This is a genomic window from Escherichia sp. E4702 (genome assembly GCF_963883545.1).
Lineage (GTDB): Bacteria > Pseudomonadota > Gammaproteobacteria > Enterobacterales > Enterobacteriaceae > Escherichia.
The window spans coordinates 14,968-36,303 of record NZ_CAWORF010000032.1 but is presented as its reverse complement, the minus strand read 5'-3'; the positions used below and the strand labels follow the sequence as shown (position 1 = coordinate 36,303).

General features: G+C 52.3%; 18 protein-coding genes and 2 rRNA genes. 10 read left to right on the top strand and 10 right to left on the bottom strand.

Annotated elements, in window-relative coordinates:
- Positions 1-311, top strand: a 23S ribosomal RNA gene (locus AACU94_RS19590); the annotation flags it as partial.
- A 101-nt stretch (positions 312-412) separates the two neighbouring features.
- A 5S ribosomal RNA gene (gene rrf, locus AACU94_RS19585) occupies positions 413-528 on the top strand.
- A gap of 118 nt (positions 529-646) precedes the next feature.
- Here the strand turns inward: rrf and AACU94_RS19580 are convergent.
- Positions 647-1,090, bottom strand: a complete 444-nt coding sequence (locus AACU94_RS19580; protein WP_135490106.1) for an acetyltransferase — start codon at positions 1,088-1,090, stop codon at positions 647-649.
- 156 nt (positions 1,091-1,246) lie between these two features.
- Between AACU94_RS19580 and metA the strand changes: the two genes are divergently transcribed.
- The 4 genes from metA (at position 1,247) to aceK (ending at position 7,346) form a co-directional block, all read left to right on the top strand.
- Positions 1,247-2,176 carry a homoserine O-acetyltransferase MetA gene (gene metA, locus AACU94_RS19575; protein ID WP_130205743.1) on the top strand — a complete coding sequence of 310 codons (930 nt, stop codon included), beginning with the start codon at positions 1,247-1,249 and terminating at the stop codon, positions 2,174-2,176.
- Positions 2,177-2,444: 268 nt separating this feature from the next.
- A complete protein-coding gene (gene aceB / locus AACU94_RS19570) occupies positions 2,445-4,046 on the top strand; it encodes a malate synthase A (protein WP_135490105.1) in 1,602 nt (533 codons plus the stop codon).
- A gap of 29 nt (positions 4,047-4,075) precedes the next feature.
- Positions 4,076-5,380: an isocitrate lyase gene (aceA, locus tag AACU94_RS19565; RefSeq protein ID WP_000857849.1), complete on the top strand. Its 1,305-nt coding sequence runs from the start codon at positions 4,076-4,078 to the stop codon at positions 5,378-5,380.
- Between the two features lie 241 nt (positions 5,381-5,621).
- Entirely contained in the window at positions 5,622-7,346 is a 1,725-nt protein-coding gene (gene aceK, locus AACU94_RS19560; RefSeq protein ID WP_135490104.1) for a bifunctional isocitrate dehydrogenase kinase/phosphatase, read from the top strand.
- A 16-nt stretch (positions 7,347-7,362) separates the two neighbouring features.
- On the opposite strand, the gene iclR is transcribed toward aceK, so the two are convergent.
- A complete protein-coding gene (gene iclR / locus AACU94_RS19555) occupies positions 7,363-8,187 on the bottom strand; it encodes a glyoxylate bypass operon transcriptional repressor IclR (RefSeq protein ID WP_000226399.1) in 825 nt (274 codons plus the stop codon).
- Between the two features lie 199 nt (positions 8,188-8,386).
- On the opposite strand from iclR, the gene metH reads away from it, so the two are divergent.
- The 4 genes from metH (at position 8,387) to AACU94_RS19535 (ending at position 14,744) form a co-directional block, all read left to right on the top strand.
- Complete coding sequence (gene metH / locus AACU94_RS19550) at positions 8,387-12,070, top strand: methionine synthase (protein WP_135490103.1); 3,684 nt, start codon at positions 8,387-8,389, stop codon at positions 12,068-12,070.
- Between the two features lie 59 nt (positions 12,071-12,129).
- Positions 12,130-12,450, top strand: coding sequence for a hypothetical protein (locus tag AACU94_RS19545; protein ID WP_130224383.1), 321 nt, complete (start codon positions 12,130-12,132; stop codon positions 12,448-12,450).
- 42 nt (positions 12,451-12,492) lie between these two features.
- Entirely contained in the window at positions 12,493-12,942 is a 450-nt protein-coding gene (locus tag AACU94_RS19540) for a hypothetical protein (RefSeq protein ID WP_135490102.1), read from the top strand.
- 170 nt (positions 12,943-13,112) lie between these two features.
- Positions 13,113-14,744 carry a Na/Pi cotransporter family protein gene (locus AACU94_RS19535; RefSeq protein ID WP_130218618.1) on the top strand — a complete coding sequence of 544 codons (1,632 nt, stop codon included), beginning with the start codon at positions 13,113-13,115 and terminating at the stop codon, positions 14,742-14,744.
- Between the two features lie 89 nt (positions 14,745-14,833).
- Here the strand turns inward: AACU94_RS19535 and pepE are convergent, their stop codons facing one another.
- The 8 genes from pepE to AACU94_RS19495 all read right to left on the bottom strand — a co-directional run bounded on the left by pepE (position 14,834) and on the right by AACU94_RS19495 (position 21,330).
- Positions 14,834-15,523, bottom strand: coding sequence for a dipeptidase PepE (gene pepE, locus AACU94_RS19530; RefSeq protein ID WP_135490101.1), 690 nt, complete (start codon positions 15,521-15,523; stop codon positions 14,834-14,836).
- A 305-nt stretch (positions 15,524-15,828) separates the two neighbouring features.
- Positions 15,829-16,641: a shikimate 5-dehydrogenase gene (locus AACU94_RS19525; protein WP_135490100.1), complete on the bottom strand. Its 813-nt coding sequence runs from the start codon at positions 16,639-16,641 to the stop codon at positions 15,829-15,831.
- The gene (gene sorE, locus AACU94_RS19520; protein WP_130258444.1) at positions 16,634-17,863 is read right to left on the bottom strand and encodes an L-sorbose 1-phosphate reductase; all 1,230 of its coding nucleotides are present in this window, start codon (positions 17,861-17,863) and stop codon (positions 16,634-16,636) included. Before sorE ends, AACU94_RS19525 begins: the two co-directional genes overlap by 8 nt.
- Before the next feature lie 51 nt (positions 17,864-17,914).
- Positions 17,915-18,739: a PTS system mannose/fructose/sorbose family transporter subunit IID gene (locus tag AACU94_RS19515; protein ID WP_135405629.1), complete on the bottom strand. Its 825-nt coding sequence runs from the start codon at positions 18,737-18,739 to the stop codon at positions 17,915-17,917.
- A 10-nt stretch (positions 18,740-18,749) separates the two neighbouring features.
- Positions 18,750-19,547 (bottom strand): PTS mannose/fructose/sorbose transporter subunit IIC, encoded by a 798-nt coding sequence (locus AACU94_RS19510; RefSeq protein ID WP_000406332.1) that lies wholly within the window; start codon positions 19,545-19,547, stop codon positions 18,750-18,752.
- A gap of 65 nt (positions 19,548-19,612) precedes the next feature.
- Positions 19,613-20,107 carry a PTS system mannose/fructose/N-acetylgalactosamine-transporter subunit IIB gene (locus tag AACU94_RS19505; RefSeq protein ID WP_130205757.1) on the bottom strand — a complete coding sequence of 165 codons (495 nt, stop codon included), beginning with the start codon at positions 20,105-20,107 and terminating at the stop codon, positions 19,613-19,615.
- The gene (locus AACU94_RS19500; RefSeq protein WP_000245625.1) at positions 20,107-20,514 is read right to left on the bottom strand and encodes a mannose/fructose/sorbose PTS transporter subunit IIA; all 408 of its coding nucleotides are present in this window, start codon (positions 20,512-20,514) and stop codon (positions 20,107-20,109) included. The genes AACU94_RS19505 and AACU94_RS19500 overlap by 1 nt, the downstream gene beginning before the upstream one ends.
- Positions 20,515-20,523: 9 nt before the next feature.
- The gene (locus tag AACU94_RS19495) at positions 20,524-21,330 is read right to left on the bottom strand and encodes an SDR family oxidoreductase (protein ID WP_130205761.1); all 807 of its coding nucleotides are present in this window, start codon (positions 21,328-21,330) and stop codon (positions 20,524-20,526) included.
- Positions 21,331-21,336: the final 6 nt, after the last annotated feature.

Here is a 21,336-nt window from a genome sequence, read left to right as displayed (position 1 = left end):
CGTGAGACAGTTCGGTCCCTATCTGCCGTGGGCGCTGGAGAACTGAGGGGGGCTGCTCCTAGTACGAGAGGACCGGAGTGGACGCATCACTGGTGTTCGGGTTGTCATGCCAATGGCACTGCCCGGTAGCTAAATGCGGAAGAGATAAGTGCTGAAAGCATCTAAGCACGAAACTTGCCCCGAGATGAGTTCTCCCTGACCCTTTAAGGGTCCTGAAGGAACGTTGAAGACGACGACGTTGATAGGCCGGGTGTGTAAGCGCAGCGATGCGTTGAGCTAACCGGTACTAATGAACCGTGAGGCTTAACCTTACAACGCCGAAGATGTTTTGGCGGATGAGACATCGATAAGTAAGCTTGATACAGATTAAATCGACAGGTCAGAACAGGACATGTTGATAAAACAGAATTTGCCTGGCGGCCGTAGCGCGGTGGTCCCACCTGACCCCATGCCGAACTCAGAAGTGAAACGCCGTAGCGCCGATGGTAGTGTGGGGTTTCCCCATGCGAGAGTAGGGAACTGCCAGGCATCAAATAAAGCAGAAGGCCATCCTGACGGATGGCCTTTTTGCGTTGGTGCAAAAAAATGCCGGATGCGACGCTGGCGCGTCTTATCCAGCCTACGCAGGCACGGTAGGGGGGGCAGCTTATTCCCCCACATACGCCAGATTCAACAACGGATACGGTTTCCCCAAATCGTCCACCTCAGAACGCCCGGTAACCTTAAAGCCCATCTTCTTATAGAACCCTACCGCCTGTGCATTTTGTTCATTAACGTTGGTTGTCAGTTCCGGTGCCATTGAGAGCACATGTTTCACCAGCATCCTACCCACGCCGCAGCCGCGCACATCAGGATCGATAAACAGCGCATCCATATGCTGCCCACTTAACAACATAAACCCAACCGGCTGATCCCGCTCATTAACCGCGACCCACAACGGTGCTTCCGGCAGAAAGGAACGCACCAGCTCTTCCAGCTCGGCCCGATACTCTGCTGATAAAAAATCGTGGGTGGCATCGACAGAACGACACCAAATCGCAACGAGTTCCTCCGCTTCCTGATGCCGTGAGCGGCGAATACTAATAACCATTTTCTCTCCTTTTAGTCATTCTTATATTCTAACGTAGCCTTTTCCTTGAAACTTTCTCACCTTCAACATGCAGGCTCGACATTGGCAAATTTTCTGGTTATCTTCAGCTATCTGGATGTCTAAACGTATAAGCGTATGTAGTGAGGTAATCAGGTTATGCCGATTCGTGTGCCGGACGAGCTACCCGCCGTCAATTTCTTGCGTGAAGAAAACGTTTTTGTGATGACAACTTCTCGCGCGTCTGGTCAGGAAATTCGTCCGCTAAAGGTGCTTATCCTTAACCTGATGCCGAAGAAGATCGAAACTGAAAATCAGTTCTTACGCCTGCTTTCAAACTCGCCTTTACAGGTCGATATTCAGCTGTTGCGCATCGATTCCCGTGAATCGCGCAACACGCCCGCAGAGCATCTGAACAACTTCTACTGCAACTTTGAAGATATTCAGGAACAGAACTTTGACGGCCTGATAGTCACCGGTGCGCCGCTGGGTCTGGTGGAGTTTAATGATGTCGCTTACTGGCCACAGATCAAACAGGTGCTGGAGTGGTCGAAAGATCACGTCACCTCGACGCTGTTTGTCTGCTGGGCGGTACAGGCCGCGCTCAATATCCTCTACGGCATTCCTAAGCAAACCCGCACCGACAAACTCTCTGGTGTTTACGAGCATCATATTCTCCATCCGCATGCACTTCTGACGCGTGGTTTTGATGATTCATTCCTGGCACCACATTCGCGCTATGCCGATTTCCCTGCCGCGTTAATTCGTGATTATACCGATCTGGAAATTTTGGCAGAGACGGAAGAAGGGGATGCATATCTGTTTGCCAGCAAAGATAAGCGCATTGCCTTTGTGACGGGCCATCCCGAATATGATGCGCAAACGCTGGCGCAGGAATATTTCCGCGATGTGGAAGCCGGACTAAACCCGGACGTACCGTATAATTATTTTCCGCACAACGATCCGCAAAACAAACCGCGTGCGAGCTGGCGCAGTCATGGCAATTTGCTGTTTACCAACTGGCTCAACTATTACGTCTACCAGATCACGCCATACGATCTACGCCGTATGAATCCTACGCTGGATTAATCTTCTGTGATAGTCGATCGTTAAGCGATTCAGCACCTTACCTCAGGCACCTTCGGGTGCCTTTTTTATTTCCGAAACGCACCTCAGCAGGTGAATAAATTTTATTCATATTGTTATCAATAAGTTATCAAGTATTTTTAATTAAAATGGAAATTGTTTTTGATTTTGCATTTTAAATGAGTAGTCTTAGTTGTGCTGAACGAAAAGCGCACAACGATCCTTCGTTCACAATGGGGAAGTTTTCGGATCCATGACGAGGAGCTACTCGATGACTGAACAGGCAACAACAACCGATGAACTGGTTTTCACAAGGCCGTATGACGAGCAGGAGAAGCAAATTCTTACTGCCGAAGCGGTAGGATTTCTGACTGAGCTGGTGACGCATTTTACGCCACAACGCAATAAACTTCTGGCAGCGCGCATTCAGCAACAGCAGGATATCGATAACGGAACGTTGCCTGATTTTATTTCGGAAACTACTTCCATTCGTGAAAGTAACTGGAAGATTCGCGGGATTCCTGCGGACTTAGAAGATCGTCGGGTAGAGATCACCGGGCCGGTTGAGCGCAAGATGGTGATCAACGCACTCAACGCCAATGTGAAAGTGTTTATGGCCGATTTCGAGGATTCACTGGCCCCGGACTGGAACAAGGTGATCGACGGGCAAATTAACCTGCGCGATGCGGTTAACGGCACCATCAGCTATACCAACGAAGCTGGCAAAATTTATCAGCTCAAGCCCAATCCCGCGGTTTTGATTTGTCGGGTACGCGGTCTGCACTTGCCGGAAAAACATGTCACCTGGCGTGGTGAGGCAATCCCCGGTAGCCTGTTTGATTTTGCGCTCTATTTCTTCCACAACTATCAGGCACTGTTGGCAAAGGGCAGCGGTCCCTATTTCTATCTGCCGAAAACCCAGTCCTGGCAGGAAGCGGCCTGGTGGAGCGAAGTCTTCAGCTATGCAGAAGATCGCTTTAATCTGCCACGCGGCACTATCAAGGCGACGTTGCTGATTGAAACGCTGCCTGCCGTGTTCCAGATGGATGAAATCCTTCACGCGCTGCGTGACCATATTGTTGGTCTGAACTGCGGTCGTTGGGATTACATCTTCAGTTATATCAAAACGTTGAAAAACTATCCCGATCGCGTCCTGCCAGACAGACAGGCAGTGACGATGGATAAACCCTTCCTGAATGCTTACTCACGCCTGTTGATTAAAACCTGCCATAAACGCGGTGCTTTTGCGATGGGCGGCATGGCAGCGTTTATTCCGAGCAAAGATGAAGAGCGCAATAACCAGGTGCTCAATAAAGTAAAAGCGGATAAATCGCTGGAAGCCAATAACGGTCACGATGGCACATGGATCGCTCACCCAGGCCTTGCGGATACGGCAATGGCGGTATTCAACGACATTCTCGGCTCCCGTAAAAATCAGCTTGAAGTGATGCGCGAACAAGACGCGCCGATTACTGCCGATCAACTGCTGGCACCTTGTGACGGTGAACGCACCGAAGACGGTATGCGCGCCAACATTCGTGTGGCTGTGCAGTACATCGAAGCGTGGATCTCCGGCAACGGCTGCGTGCCGATTTATGGCCTGATGGAAGATGCGGCGACGGCTGAAATTTCCCGTACCTCGATCTGGCAGTGGATCCATCATCAAAAAACGTTGAGCAATGGCAAACCGGTGACCAAAGCCTTGTTCCGCCAGATGCTGGGCGAAGAGATGAAAGTCATTGCCAGCGAACTGGGCGAAGAACGTTTCTCCCAGGGGCGTTTTGACGATGCCGCACGCCTGATGGAACAGATCACCACTTCTGATGAGTTAATTGATTTCCTGACCCTGCCAGGCTACCGCCTGTTAGCGTAAACCACCACATAACTATGGAGCATCTGCACATGAAAACCCGTACACAACAAATTGAAGAATTACAGAAAGAGTGGACTCAACCGCGTTGGGAAGGCATTACTCGCCCGTACAGCGCGGAAGATGTGGTGAAATTACGTGGTTCAGTCAATCCGGAATGCACGCTGGCGCAACTGGGCGCGGCGAAAATGTGGCGTCTGCTGCACGGTGAGTCGAAAAAAGGCTATATCAACAGCCTCGGTGCACTGACTGGCGGTCAGGCGCTGCAACAGGCGAAAGCGGGCATTGAAGCGGTCTACCTGTCTGGCTGGCAGGTAGCGGCGGACGCTAACCTGGCGGCCAGCATGTATCCGGATCAGTCGCTCTATCCGGCAAACTCGGTGCCAGCTGTGGTGGAGCGGATCAACAACACCTTCCGTCGTGCCGATCAGATCCAGTGGTCTGCAGGCATTGAGCCGGGCGATCCGCGCTATGTCGATTACTTCCTGCCGATTGTTGCTGATGCGGAAGCCGGTTTTGGCGGTGTCCTGAATGCCTTTGAACTGATGAAAGCGATGATTGAAGCCGGTGCAGCGGCAGTTCACTTCGAAGATCAGCTGGCGTCCGTGAAAAAATGCGGTCATATGGGCGGCAAAGTGCTGGTACCAACTCAGGAAGCGATCCAGAAACTGGTCGCTGCGCGTCTGGCTGCTGACGTGACGGGCGTTCCAACCCTGCTGGTTGCTCGTACCGATGCCGATGCGGCGGATCTGATTACCTCCGATTGCGACCCGTATGATAGCGAATTTATTACCGGCGAGCGCACCAACGAAGGTTTCTTCCGTACTCATGCAGGTATTGAACAAGCGATCAGCCGCGGCCTGGCGTATGCGCCGTATGCTGACCTGGTATGGTGTGAAACCTCCACGCCAGACCTGGAACTGGCGCGTCGCTTTGCACAAGCCATCCACGCGAAATATCCGGGCAAACTGCTGGCTTATAACTGCTCGCCGTCGTTCAACTGGCAGAAAAACCTCGACGACAAAACTATTGCCAGCTTCCAGCAGCAGCTGTCGGATATGGGTTACAAGTTCCAGTTCATCACCCTGGCAGGCATCCACAGCATGTGGTTCAACATGTTCGACCTGGCAAACGCCTATGCGCAGGGCGAGGGCATGAAGCATTACGTTGAGAAAGTGCAGCAGCCGGAATTCGCTGCCGCGAAAGATGGCTACACCTTCGTTTCTCACCAGCAGGAAGTGGGTACAGGTTATTTCGATAAAGTGACGACCATTATTCAGGGCGGCACGTCGTCAGTTACCGCGCTGACCGGCTCCACCGAAGAATCGCAGTTCTAAGCAACAACAACCGTTGCTGACTGTAGGTCGGATAAGGCGTTCACGCCGCATCCGGCAATCGGCGCACGATGCCTGATGCGACGCTTGCGCGTCTTATCAGGCCTACAGTCGTTGCCGAACGTAGGCTGGATAAGGCGTTCACGCCGCATCCGGCAATGAGCGCCTGATGCGGCGCTTGCGCGCCTGATGCGACGCTTGCGCGTCTTATCTGGCAATTCTCTGCTCCCGACGAGGGCAACAAATGCCGCGTGGCCTGGAATTATTGATAGCACAAACCATTTTGCAAGGTTTCGACGCTCAGTATGGTCGATTCCTCGAAGTGACTTCCGGGGCGCAGCAGCGTTTCGAGCAAGCCGACTGGCATGCTGTCCAGCAGGCGATGAAAAACCGTATCCATCTTTATGATCATCACGTGGGTCTGGTGGTGGAACAGCTGCGCTGTATCACTAACGGCCAAAGCACGGACGCGGAATTTTTACTGCGCGTCAAAGAGCATTACACCCGGCTGTTGCCGGATTATCCGCGCTTCGAGATTGCGGAGAGCTTTTTTAACTCCGTGTACTGTCGGTTATTTGACCACCGCTCGCTTACTCCCGAGCGGCTTTTTATCTTTAGCTCCCAGCCAGAGCGTCGCTTTCGTACCATTCCGCGCCCGCTGGCGAAAGACTTTTATCCCGATCACGGCTGGGAATCGCTACTAATGCGTGTTATCAGCGATCTGCCGCTGCGCCTGCGCTGGCAGAATAAAAGCCGTGATATCAACTACATCATTCGCCATCTGACCGAAACGGTGGGGACTGATAACCTCGCCGAAAGCCATTTACAGGTGGCGAACGAACTGTTTTACCGCAATAAAGCCGCCTGGCTGGTAGGCAAACTAATAACGCCTTCCGGCACATTGCCCTTTTTGCTGCCGATCCACCAGACGGACGATGGCGAGTTATTTATTGATACCTGCCTGACGACGACCGCCGAAGCGAGCATCGTCTTTGGCTTCGCGCGTTCCTATTTTATGGTTTACGCGCCGCTACCTGCCGCACTGGTCGAGTGGCTACGGGAAATTCTACCGGGCAAAACGACCGCAGAACTGTATATGGCTATCGGCTGCCAAAAGCACGCCAAAACCGAAAGCTATCGCGAATATCTCGTTTATCTACAAGGCTGTAATGAGCAATTTATTGAAGCGCCGGGTATTCGTGGAATGGTGATGCTGGTGTTTACGCTGCCGGGTTTTGACCGGGTATTTAAAGTCATCAAAGACAAGTTCGCGCCGCAGAAAGAGATGTCTGCCGCTCACGTTCGTGCCTGCTATCAACTGGTTAAAGAGCACGATCGTGTAGGCCGAATGGCGGACACCCAGGAATTTGAAAACTTTGTGCTGGCGAAGCGGCATATTTCCCCGGCATTAATGGAATTACTGCTCCAGGAGGCGCCGGAAAAAATCACCGATCTCGGCGAACAGATTGTGATTCGCCATCTCTACATCGAACGGCGAATGGTGCCGCTCAATATCTGGCTGGAACAAGTGGAAGGTCAGCAGCTGCGCGACGCCATTGAAGAGTACGGTAATGCCATTCGCCAGCTTGCCGCCGCCAATATTTTCCCTGGCGACATGCTGTTTAAAAACTTCGGTGTAACCCGCCACGGGCGCGTGGTGTTTTATGATTACGATGAAATTTGCTACATGACGGAAGTGAATTTCCGCGACATCCCACCGCCGCGCTATCCGGAAGACGAACTTGCCAGTGAGCCGTGGTACAGCGTTTCGCCGGGCGATGTTTTTCCAGAAGAATTCCGCCACTGGCTATGTGCCGACAAGCGCATTGGGCCACTGTTTGAAGAGATGCACGCCGACCTGTTCCGCGCCGACTACTGGCGCGCGCTACAAAACCGTATCCGTGAAGGGCATGTGGAAGATGTTTATGCGTACCGGCGCAGGCAGCGGTTTAGCGTGCGGTTTGCATAAATCAGAGGCGAAAAAGTCAGCGCATTCCGCCGTACGCCAGCGTGACTTCCTTCGCCGCTTTAATCACCATCGCGCCAAACTCGGTCACGCGGTCATCGGTAATACGTGAGATCGGCCCGGAAATAGAAATCGCGGCAAACGGTTCGCGGTGTTCATCGAAAATACATGCCGCCAGGCAACGCAGCCCCAGCGCATGTTCTTCATCGTCAAATGAATAGCCACGTTTACGCGTTTGGGCGAGGTCCTCTTTTAGATGCACAGGAGACACCAGCGTCGCGTGGGTATAGGCATGTAACCCTTTGCGATGCAGCAGTTTCGTCACCTGTTCTTCGCTCAGTTGGGCTAGAAAGGCTTTACCCGCACCGGAAGCGTGCATCGGTAACTTACCGCCGATAGGGGCTGACATACGCATCAGATGCGTACACTGTACCTGGTCGATAATAATCGCTTCGTGATCGCTATGATCCAGCACCGCCATATTTACTGTTTCGCCAGACTCTTCCATCAGATTGCGCAGAATAGGATGGACAATGGCTAACAAATTACGGCTCTGGAGAAAGCTGCTGCCGACCATAAAAGCATGTGCGCCGATCGCCCAGTGACCCAGTTCACCGACCTGACGTACGAAACCCTGCTGTTGCATCGTGGTTAGCAGGCGGTGAGTAGTGGAGTTGGGTAATCCGGCTTGCTGAGCCAGTTCCGTTAGCGCCACACTGCCATTGGATTCGGCAATCCACTCCAGTAATTTCAGCCCACGCGTTAAAGACTGAACCTGTCCAGTCGCGGGTGCGGTGGCAACGGCGGGTTTTCTGCCGCGTTTTGCGGGAATGGGTGCGACCATGACAGTCTCCTTTTTCTGTATCGTGGAAATCATTTTCATTTTTATTACGGTGTAATGCAATAGTTGCCACACTGATCCGATGAGTTAATGTTGAACAAATCTCATGTTGCGTGGTGGTCGCTTTTACCACTGATGCGTTTATGCCAGTATGGTCTGTTGAATTTTTTTACAGTCTGGGTTGAGCGTGTCGGGAGCGAGTGTGAGCAGCAAAGTTGAACAACTGCGTGCGCAGTTAAATGAACGTATTCTGGTGCTGGACGGCGGTATGGGCACCATGATCCAGAGTTATCGACTGAACGAGGCAGATTTTCGCGGTGAACGTTTTGCCGACTGGCCGTGTGATCTTAAAGGTAACAACGACCTGCTGGTTCTCAGCAAACCGGAAGTGATCTCCGCCATTCACAACGCTTACTTTGAAGCGGGCGCAGATATCATCGAAACCAACACCTTCAACTCCACGACTATTGCGATGGCGGATTACCAGATGGAATCCCTGTCGGCAGAAATTAACTTTGCGGCAGCGAAACTGGCGCGTGCCTGTGCTGATGAGTGGACCGCGCGCACGCCGGAGAAACCGCGCTATGTTGCTGGTGTTCTCGGCCCAACCAACCGCACGGCGTCTATATCTCCGGACGTAAACGATCCGGCATTTCGTAATATCACTTTTGACGGGCTGGTGGCGGCTTATCGAGAATCCACCAAAGCGCTGGTGGAAGGTGGCGCGGATCTGATCCTGATTGAAACCGTTTTCGACACCCTCAACGCCAAAGCGGCGATTTTTGCGGTGAAAACGGAGTTCGAAGCGCTGGGCGTTGAACTGCCGATTATGATCTCCGGCACCATCACCGACGCCTCCGGGCGCACACTCTCCGGGCAGACCACCGAAGCATTTTACAACTCATTGCGCCACGCCGAAGCGCTGACTTTTGGCCTGAACTGTGCGCTGGGGCCAGATGAACTGCGCCAGTACGTGCAGGAGCTGTCACGGATTGCGGAATGCTACGTCACCGCTCACCCGAACGCCGGGCTGCCTAACGCCTTTGGTGAATACGATCTCGACGCCGACACGATGGCGAAGCACATCCGCGAATGGGCGGAAGCGGGATTCCTCAATATCGTCGGCGGTTGCTGCGGTACCACGCCACGGCATATTGCGGCGATGAGTCGCGCAGTAGAAGGATTAGCGCCGCGCAAACTGCCGGAGATTCCCGTAGCCTGCCGTTTGTCCGGTCTGGAGCCGCTGAACATTGGCGATGACAGCCTGTTTGTTAACGTCGGTGAGCGGACTAACGTCACCGGTTCTGCCAAATTCAAACGCCTGATTAAAGAAGATAAATACAGCGAGGCGCTGGATGTGGCGCGCCAGCAGGTGGAAAACGGCGCGCAGATTATCGATATCAACATGGATGAAGGGATGCTCGACGCCGAAGCAGCGATGGTGCGTTTCCTCAGCCTGATTGCCGGTGAACCGGATATCGCCCGCGTGCCGATTATGATCGACTCCTCAAAATGGGAGGTCATCGAAAAGGGGCTGAAGTGTATTCAGGGCAAAGGCATTGTTAACTCTATCTCAATGAAAGAGGGCGTCGACGCCTTTATCCATCATGCGAAACTGTTGCGTCGTTACGGTGCAGCGGTGGTGGTAATGGCCTTTGACGAACAGGGTCAGGCCGATACCCGCGCACGGAAAATCGAGATTTGCCGTCGGGCGTACAAAATCCTCACCGAGGAAGTCGGCTTCCCGCCGGAAGATATCATCTTTGACCCGAACATTTTCGCGATCGCAACTGGCATTGAAGAGCACAACAACTACGCGCAGGACTTTATCGGCGCGTGTGAAGACATCAAACGCGAACTACCGCACGCGCTGATTTCCGGCGGCGTATCTAACGTGTCGTTCTCGTTCCGTGGTAACGATCCGGTGCGCGAAGCCATTCACGCTGTGTTCCTCTACTACGCTATCCGCAACGGTATGGATATGGGGATCGTCAACGCCGGGCAACTGGCGATTTACGACGACCTGCCCGCCGAACTGCGCGACGCGGTGGAAGATGTGATCCTCAATCGTCGCGACGATGGCACCGAGCGTTTACTGGAACTTGCCGAGAAATATCGCGGCAGCAAAACCGACGATACCGCTAATGCCCAGCAGGCAGAGTGGCGCTCGTGGGAAGTGAATAAACGTCTGGAATACTCGCTGGTCAAAGGTATTACCGAATTTATTGAACAGGACACCGAAGAAGCGCGCCAGCAGGCGGAGCGCCCTATTCAGGTGATTGAAGGCCCGCTGATGGACGGCATGAACGTGGTCGGCGATCTGTTCGGCGAAGGGAAAATGTTCCTGCCGCAGGTGGTGAAATCGGCGCGCGTCATGAAACAGGCGGTGGCGTATCTCGAACCGTTTATCGAAGCCAGCAAAGAGCAGGGCAAAACCAACGGCAAGATGGTGATCGCCACCGTGAAGGGCGACGTCCACGATATCGGTAAAAATATCGTTGGCGTGGTGCTGCAATGTAACAACTACGAAATCGTCGATCTCGGCGTGATGGTGCCTGCGGAAAAAATCCTCCGCACCGCCAAAGAAGTGAATGCCGATCTGATTGGCCTTTCAGGATTGATCACGCCGTCGCTTGACGAAATGGTCAACGTGGCGAAAGAGATGGAGCGTCAGGGCTTCACCATTCCGCTATTGATTGGTGGTGCGACCACCTCAAAAGCGCACACGGCGGTGAAAATCGAGCAAAACTACAGCGGCCCGACGGTGTATGTTCAGAACGCCTCGCGCACCGTTGGTGTGGTGGCGGCGCTGCTTTCTGACACTCAGCGTGATGATTTCGTTGCTCGTACCCGCAAGGAGTACGAAACCGTGCGTATTCAACACGGGCGCAAGAAACCGCGCACACCACCGGTCACGCTGGAAGCGGCGCGCGATAACGATTTCGCTTTTGACTGGCAGGCTTACACGCCGCCGGTGGCGCACCGTCTCGGTGTGCAGGAAGTTGAAGCCAGCATCGAAACGCTGCGTAATTACATCGACTGGACGCCGTTCTTTATGACCTGGTCGCTGGCCGGGAAGTATCCGCGCATTCTGGAAGATGAAGTGGTAGGCGAAGAGGCGCAGCGGCTGTTTAAAGACGCCAACGACATGCTGGATAAATTAAGTGCCGAGAAAACGCTGAATCCGCGTGGCGTGGTGGGCCTGTTCCCGGCAAACCGTGTGGGCGATGACATTGAAATCTACCGAGACGAAACGCGTACACATGTGATCAACGTCAGCCACCATCTGCGTCAACAGACCGAAAAAACGGGCTTCGCTAACTACTGTCTTGCTGACTTTGTTGCGCCGAAGCTTTCTGGTAAAGCAGATTACATCGGCGCATTTGCCGTGACTGGTGGGTTGGAAGAAGACGCACTGGCTGATGCTTTCGAAGCGCAGCACGATGATTACAACAAAATCATGGTGAAAGCCCTTGCAGACCGTCTGGCGGAAGCCTTTGCGGAATATCTCCATGAGCGCGTGCGTAAAGTTTACTGGGGCTATGCGCCGAACGAGAACCTCAGCAACGAAGAACTGATCCGCGAAAACTACCAGGGCATCCGTCCGGCACCGGGCTATCCGGCCTGCCCGGAACATACGGAAAAAGCCACCATCTGGGAGCTGCTGGAAGTGGAAAAACATACCGGCATGAAACTCACAGAATCTTTCGCCATGTGGCCCGGTGCATCGGTTTCGGGTTGGTACTTCAGCCATCCGGACAGCAAGTACTATGCCGTGGCGCAGATTCAACGCGATCAGGTCGAAGACTATGCCCGTCGTAAAGGTATGAGCGTTACCGAAGTTGAACGCTGGCTGGCACCGAATCTGGGGTATGATGCCGAGTAAGTGATAACACCGGGGTATTTGCCCCGGTTTTTAATGTCATAAATAATGGATTATTGAACATGATAAAAATTGATGAAATAGATTTTTTTGCTTTCGAAGGATGTTCAGAGTCCGAAGTTACTGAACTATTAGGAAAAAAACCAACAGGTTATAATGATTGGATAATTAATATAAAAACAGGTGTGGAGTGGGTATTTTATGATGGTCGTTATTGGTTAGATTTTCGTAAATCCAAAGAGGGTATAAGGTGTATCTCATGCAGTATTCTGTATCACGATAAAAGTAAAGGGCGTATCGATGTCTTGTTTAGTGAAGGTATGGCTGACAGGATTTTTAAAAATACGGGTGGAGTGTTAATCCAAAAACGCCCGCAATTATAATAATTCCTGGTAATATTTGTTTTCGTGAAAAGGATTTACTTTATGCAACGTCAATATAAAAAATACATTCTTCTCTTTTGGGGTGTCATGGATGTTATCGCGATAGCCACCTATCTGTTCTACTCGGTTGGTAATGGTCGTATCCCTTTTTATTCCGATATCGTTCATTCAATTTCCTTACTTAAAGCTATCGGTGTTGAAGGCGGTTTTTACGCTTATGCAGTCGCCACTGTTACGCTACAAATAGTATTATTGTTCTCTTTATTCTTTTCTGCGCAATCTTTTTTAAAACAAAAATTGTTTAGTTTCTCTTTTTTGGCAATTCAGGAATTTATGCGTTTTGCTACCGTAAGCTGTTCAATCTCCGTAATACCGTTGTTACTTAATTATTTTCATTCACAGGATCTGGTCTTAAATATTTCGTTGTTTATCTTCTCAGAGGTCACAAAAGTGACAACGATTATCTGGTGTAAACGACAGGGGAAAGTGTGACAGAAATAGCAACAGATACAGGTGGATTTTTATATAAATGCCTTTTTAAATGCTTTCTTGTATAAATCTCTTATACTGAAAGTACATACAAGAGAAATGCCTGGATAAAAACAACGTGATTAGAAAAATCTTAACAGGAAAATGCATAACAAAAAGGAGAACCTGATTCCGTGCTAACTTTGCTTCACCTGCTTTCTGCCGTCGCCCTGTTGGTCTGGGGGACGCATATTGTCCGAACGGGCGTAATGCGCGTCTTCGGTGCACGATTGCGTACAGTCCTTAGCCGTAGCGTCGAAAAGAAGCCGCTCGCCTTTTGCGCGGGGATCGGCGTTACCGCACTGGTGCAGAGCAGTAATGCCACCACCATGCTGGTGACCTCGTTTGTCGCCCAGGATCTGGTTGCTCTCGCGCCCGCGCTGGTGATTGTGCTGGGGGCTGATGTCGGGACGGCGCTAATGGCGCGGGTCCTCACCTTCGATTTATCCTGGTTGTCACCGCTGCTCATTTTTATCGGCGTGATTTTTTTCCTCGGACGCAAACAGTCACGCGCCGGGCAACTGGGCCGCGTCGGTATTGGTCTTGGGCTGATTTTGCTGGCGCTGGAGTTGATTGTGCAGGCCGTAACGCCGATCACCCAGGCAAACGGCGTTCAGGTGATCTTTGCTTCGTTGACTGGCGATATTCTGCTGGATGCGCTGATTGGTGCGATGTTCGCCATTATCAGTTACTCCAGCCTTGCTGCTGTATTGCTGACCGCGACTTTGACCGCCGCAGGCATTATCTCCTTCCCGGTGGCGCTCTGTCTGGTAATCGGAGCCAACCTCGGTTCCGGCCTGCTGGCGATGCTCAACAACAGTGCCGCCAATGCCGCCGCTCGCCGTGTTGCGATGGGTAGTTTGTTGTTTAAGCTGGTGGGGAGCTTGATTATCCTGCCATTTGTCCATGTTCTGGCTGAATCAATGGATAAACTGCCTTTGCCAAAAGCGGAACTGGTTATCTATTTCCACGTCTTCTACAACCTCGTTCGTTGCCTGGTCATGCTGCCGTTTGTCGATCCAATGGCGCGATTTTGCAAAACGATTATTCGCGATGAACCTGAGTTGGATGCCCATCTGAAACCAAAACATCTGGATGTTAGTGCGCTGGATACTCCGACTCTTGCTCTGGCGAATGCCGCCCGTGAAACACTGCGCATCGGTGACGCGATGGAACAGATGATGGAAGGGCTGAATAAAGTGATGCACGGTGAACCGCGTGAAGAGAAGGAGTTGCGCAAGCTGGCGGATGATATCAACGTCCTCTACACCGCGATTAAACTTTATTTGGCGCGGATGCCAAAAGAAGAGCTGGCAGAAGAAGAGTCGCGCCGCTGGGCGGAGATTATCGAAATGGCTCTCAACCTGGAGCAGGCTTCCGATATCGTCGAGCGCATGGGCAGCGAAATTGCTGACAAATCACTGGCAGCACGGCGGGCATTTTCGCTTGATGGGTTGAAGGAACTGGATGCGCTCTATGAGCAATTGCTCAGTAATTTAAAGCTGGCAATGTCGGTGTTCTTCTCTGGCGATGTCACCAGCGCTCGTCGTTTGCGCCGTAGTAAGCATCGCTTTCGCATTCTTAATCGCCGTTATTCCCATGCTCACGTCGATCGCCTGCATCAGCAAAACGTGCAAAGCATTGAAACCAGTTCGCTGCATTTAGGCTTACTGGGCGATATGCAGCGTCTGAACTCGCTGTTTTGTTCGGTGGCTTACAGTGTGCTGGAACAGCCTGATGAAGATGAGGGACGGGACGAGTATTAATACCGTGACCCTGTAGGCCTGATAAGACGCGTAAAGCGTCGCATCAGGCACTATGTACAAAATGCCGGATCATGCATCCGGCAATTCACTTAAAAACGGTGACCCGCTTCCAGCGGAACCGCTTCTTCACCAGCCTTAAACACATAAGTGGTGTTCGGGCCGCCCAGCGTAGCGTGATCTTTACTTACTCTGATCCAGTTACCTTCCGGCAGGCCAATAATGGTCAGTTCTGGCGCGACGACCAGCAGTTCGCGAATACGCTGCTCGCGCGTTTCCCCTTTATGGCCTTCCGGCAGCGCGTTGGTGAAGTGCGGGTTGATTTGCAGCGGGAACAGATTCAGCGCATCGAAACCTTGCGGATCGACAATCGGCATATCGTTGGTGGTGCGGATAGTTGGGCAAGCAAGGTTAGCGCCTGCACTCCAGCCGATATACAGCGCGCCACGTTTTACTACGTCGGCAATGGGTGCCAAAAGCCCGCGTACGCGGCATTCTTTCAGCAACTGGAAAGTGTTGCCGCCGCCGACTATCACGATCTCAGCATTTTCAATCGCGGCAACAGGATCGGCCACGCTATGAATACCGGTGACAGAAACGCCAAGTGGGGCAAGGACCGCAGCCGTTTTGGCCGTATAATCATCCCAGGTTTGCGTTACGCCAGCGAAAGGAATAAACACCGCTGAACGGCGACCTTGCAACTGTTCAGCAATCAACGGAAGTGCATGTTCCAGCCAGGCTTTACCCGGCAGCGTCGAGTTACTCAATAAAAGCAGTTCCATTACTTCTCCGGTTAGTAAGAAATCACGGGAGGCATGCTACCACTGTGATTTTAACCGCTTACTGACATGGCTCACGATGTCGCGCATTGAACCTGGCGTTCTGAGGATAGTTAGCAAACAAGGCGCTGAGCCTGATGACAAACACAGCATTGCCTGATGCGCTACGCTTATCAGGCCTACAAGCTAATTGCAATGTCTTGAATTTTCGCGATTTTGTAGGCCGAATAAGGCGTTCGCGCCGCATCCGGCATGAACAACGTGCACTTTGCCACCAATCAGAGCGCCCCTTAATGCGCTGATGTTTCTTATCCTTCTCGTGCAAATTGTGCCGCTTCAGTAATCAGCCGCGCATCAGGTCGCACACCGGTATACATCGCGAACTGCTCGACGGCCTGTAAAGCAATCACCTTTGCGCCGCTGATCGTCTGCTTATCAAGCCGTTGCGCCAGGCAAATGAGCGGCGTTTCCGGCGGTAATGCCACGACGTCAAAAACGACGCTTGCCGTAGAGATCATCGCTTCGCTGAAGGCCAGCTCATGGCTCTCTTTACCACCGCTCATGCCGACAGGGGTAACGTTAACCAGAATGTCGCAGTCGATTCCTTCTGGCTGCGGTTGCCACTGGAAGCCATACTGCTTCGCCAGCGCCGGGCCGCTCTCGTGGTTGCGGGCGGCGATGATGACATCGGTAAACCCCGCGTCGCGAAAGGCGGCAATGACCGCTTTACCCATGCCGCCACTGCCGCGAATCATCACGCGTGCGGCGCTATTGAGCTGGTGGTGAATAATCAGGTTTTTCACCGCGATGTAGTCGGTGTTAAACCCGGTCAGCCTGCCGTCGTCATTCACGATGGTATTCACTGAATCAATGACTTTCGCTGACGGATCGATCGCATCGAGAAAGGGCATACAGCTTTCTTTAAACGGCATCGACACGGCACAGCCGCGAATACCTAATGCGCGAACGCCTTTCACCGCCGCCTCAATATCCTGGGTGGTGAACGCTTTGTAGATGAAATTCAGCCCCAGCTTTTCATACAGATAATTGTGAAAACGCGTGCCGAAGTTGCCGGGGCGACCGGCCAGCGACATGCACAGTTGAGTATCGCGATTAATCATGGCTAATTGCCTCTGCATGAGTGAGCAGATATTGCTCCGCCTCACCGGACCAGATCCCCTGATGACGCGCCAGAATCGCCGCCAGTGCTTGATCCTGAATCTGCGTGAGTGACGTCAACGGCAGGTCTTTCCCGGTATACACCAGTTTTTTGCCGCCGCCGACGGCAGGTAATTCAAGCGTGGTTTCGCCCGCAGCATTCAGCCCAAGAATATGTGTTACCACTTTTGCGGCCTGCACTTTTTTCTCTTCGATCAGTTTGACCGCCGCGCGCATGTCATCGGTATTGCCGCCCGACGTGCCAACGTAATGAGTAAAGGCATAATGCACATCGTAGAAATTAATTGGCGCGCTGAAGTGCTTATCCTGCGGTCCGGCGAAGAAATTCAGACAACCATCTGTCGCCAGCAAGGAAGAGGCGAGAGTCACCAGTCCTTCATTAGGCACAAAGACGAAAATATCATCGAAGCCGTGACCGCCACTCAGTGCCATTAACGTATCAAATGCTGCATCGGCGGCATTGAGATAATGAATCAGTGTTTGCGGTTCTGATGGATAGTGCTTGCGCGCATAACTCAATTTGTCGTTGTCGGTATCGGTAATGACGAGCAGCGACGGGTTAACTGGCCCATGCAGCGCATAATCAATCGCTAACAGTCCCATTGGTCCGGTGCCGCCGAGGATCAGTGTGCGCCCTTGCGGGCGAATCCCCATCGTGTGGTTATAACTACCTTCCTGAAGATGATAGTTGGCGTTGAACGCGCCAATCACGCAGGAAAGCGGTTCAACCAGCGAACCTTCAAAGTAGGTTTCGCCGTCGTATGCCAGCAGGCAATCCTGTTCCATAACCTCATTTGGGATAACCACATGTGTGGCTTCACCGCCCACCCACGGGAAAGAGTAACCGGGGCAGTCCGGGCGATCCGGCAATTGCAGGTTGGCCTGAATCACATAGCGCTGGCCCGGCTGAAATTTGTGCTGCCACTTTTTACCCACGGCCAGAATATCGCCGCAAAATTCATGGCCGATGATGATGGGATTGGTCGCCACATCGTCGGGTACTTTTTTATGGTTTTCACCCAGATTGGCCTCTTTCCAGGAAGAGAGGCACAGGCTGTCGGTGACCACCGTCGCGAGGATTTCATCCTCCTGCATTTCAGGAAGATCAAAGGTTTCCAGGCGTAAATCACGTTTACCATAAAGACGCAGAGCTGTTGTTTTCATAAACCACCTCGTGTTGAACGATGGCCCCGACGGTTGCGCCGGGGCGAAGAATCAGGACAGGAAGCCCAGTGCATTGCCGATAATCCCTAAGCCAAACAGGGCGAAGATCAGCCATACCGGGTTAATTTTTTTGTTGAGCAGGCGCACCATCAGCAGCGTCAGACCGAGCGCCAGCAAACCAGGACAAAGTTGGTCGAGAATGTTCTGCACGGTCATGGTGACGGTGGAGCCATCGGCGGCAGGCGTTTGTGAAACCACCAACGGCACGTTGATCGACGTCCATTTGGTGACCAGCACGCCCATCACAAACAGTCCGAGAATCGATGCGCCTTCGGTGAGTTTTTGCAGCACATTCCCGCCCATATCGCTGACGATATTCACCCCTTTGCGAAAGCCGAGCTGTAGGCCATACCACTTCATCGCCAGACGCACCGCGTTGAAAATAAAGAAAAACAACAGCGGGCCGAGAATGTTGCCCGAAAGTGCCAGAGATGCGCCGAGCGCGGCGGTAATCGGGCGCAGCGTTCCCCAGACCAGTGGATCGCCAACCCCTGCCAATGGTCCCATCAGGCCAACTTTGATGCCGTTAATGGTGCCGTCATCAATTTCTGCACCGTTGGCCCGCGCTTCTTCCATGGCGGCGGTCACGCCGATGACCGGACCACATACGGCTGGCGTGGTATTGAAGAACACCAGGTGTCGCCTGAGCGCCGCAACCTGATCCTCTTTTAATGGGTAGAGTCGCTTGATGGCGGGGATCATGTCGTAACAAAAGCCCAGCCCATGAATGCGTTCAAAGTTGAAGGACGCCTGTTGCAGGTTGGAGCGCAGAAACATGCTCACCAGATCGCTGCGTGTAATTTTTCTCTGTTCCATGATGGCTCCGTTAATCATCAAGTTGGTCAAGGGCGGTGATAGTGGTGGTCTGGGGATGTGGTTCAGCTTTACGCCACTGTGGATTTAACTGGATGTAGAGCAGGGCCATGATTACGCCGACGCCACCGAACGCCAGCAGACTGAGATCGAGGTAGCCACCTGCGAGGAAACCGAGGAAAAAGAAAGGCATCAAATATTTCACGCCCATCATGCGAAGCACCATGGCGTAACCGACCACCACGATAAAACCGCCAGCAATCTGCAGTCCACGGGTCACAAATTCGGGAATGGCGCTCAGCATATTGCTCACCATATCGGCGCTGACGAACAGCGAGACAATCAGTGCCGGAATCGCAACGCGCAGTGCCTGCACGCCAAGCGCGGAGACATGCAGAATATCGAGAGTACGAAACCGCGCTTCTTCCGCTGCTTTATCCGCCGCGTGCTGGAACACAACGGTGATGGTGCGGGCAAACACCGTCAGCACCTGGCCTGCCGCAGCCACAGGCAACGCGATGGCGATACCGGTGGCGATGCTTTGCTGACCAACGATAACCAGAATGGCGGAGATTATGCTGGCGAGTGCAGAATCCGGAGATTGCGCCGCGCCGACGTTCATCCAGCCGAGAGCTATCAATTCCAGCGTACCACCGAGCATAATTCCGGTTTTTAAATCACCGAGAATTAAACCAATCACCGTACAGGCAATTAACGGGCGATGAGTCTGAAATTCATCCAGCACGCTGCCCATTCCGGCAATACAGGAAAAAAGAAATATGGCAATGATTTGTAGGGTACTTATTTCCATGATTTGTCACCTTTTAAGTGTCGTCATCCCTGCCTGTTAAAGCATATGTACACAGGCGCTATTATTTAATTTGCGACTAACTGTTCTTTTATTTTGTCGATAATATTGATTGAAGGATCTGACGCTACAACGCGTAAATCCAGCGTGACGCCAAGATTATTTAACTCATGAAATGCGTTAATATCATCGTCATCTAATGAAACTGCTTTGGTTAACTGTTTTTTACCGGGTCGCCAGGCCATGCCGCCAATATTCAGGGTGCCGATTTTTACTCCCTGGCGAACCATCGCTAAGGCATCCTGAGGTCGGGTAAAAAGATAAAATACGGTTTCGTCCTGATATTGTGGGTTGTGATACACCGCGACAGCTTTTTCAATATTGACCACGTTAACTTTCATTCCCGGCGGGGCGGCCTGACGCAATAATGTCCGGCGAACTTCATCGTTATACACCTCGTCATTGCAGATAATAATGCGCTGGGCGTTAGCCACTTTCGACCAGACGGTAGTGACCTGGCCGTGGATTAGGCGGTCATCAATGCGGGCGAGCGTAATGTTCATCAGAAATCCTCCTCTGCCGTTGCCAGTTGTTTCCAGACAACGCAGGTTTGCTTTGCGATTTGCGTCAGGTGTTCACACAGTTCATCAACGTTCATGCTGTCCTGGTTATCGACCAGTTCGAGCGCCAGTGGCAGGGAAAGGCCGCTTATCACCCGCAGGTGCGGATTGCGCATCGCAAGCGTCGCTGCTGCATTCCACGGGCTACCGCACTGTAAATCCACGGCGATTAGCCACTCGTCATGATTGTGAATGCTCACTAACTTTTCCAGCTTTGCCACAATGTCTCCGGCGTTCTCGCCGGGCACAAATTCAACTGCCTCGACCCTGGCGTCGCCGTACACCATCTGAACCGATTCCAGCATGGCGCAGGCTAATTTGCCGTGGGCGCAAAAAATGGCATTGACCATAAAGCCTCCTTAGCCGCGCGTTTTTCCGCCCGCAATGTTAGTGGTTACTCCGGTGATATAGCTGGCGCGTTCAGACAGAAGATAACTAACAAAATCAGCGACTTCTGCTAATTTTCCGGCGCGCCCAATAGGAATGGCGTTTTTGGTATAGCCTTCACGCAGCTGTTCGACGGTGATATTGCGCGTCCACGCCAGCGCCTCTTCATATTCCGGCGTGCGCAGCCCGGTTTTTTCCAGAATCCCCGGCGCGATACCGACCACACGGATACCGTGTTTACCCAATTCTTTCGACCAGGAGCGCGTGAAGCTATTGAGTGCGGCTTTGGTGGCGGCGTAACAGCTTTGGCCTTCTGAGCCTTCCAGACCGCTTTCCGAGGAAACATTCACAATCACGCCATCGTGTTGTTTTACCATCTGCCGCGCCACCGCCTGCGACATCAGAAAAACGCCTTTCTGGTTGATATTGACCATTTTTTCGAATGCAGCTTCGTTGAGTTCATACTGCCCGGCAGGCGCTTTCTCATCGACCAGCAGACGCGGGAAATTGACCCCGGCGTTATTGACCAGACCGTCGATGCGACCAAAACGCTGGATAATTTCCGCTACCGTATGATTTACCTCTTTGGCGCTGGAAATATCGGTCGGCCAGAACTGATAACCTTTATGACTTTCATATTGACCATCGCCACCGTGAATATCGACCATCTGAACATTCGCGCCTTGTGCTAATAATTCATCCACAATCGCCAGACCAATACCGGATGCGCCACCGGTGACAATAATGATTTTATCCTGCAAATTTAACCACGTTTGCATAACAGA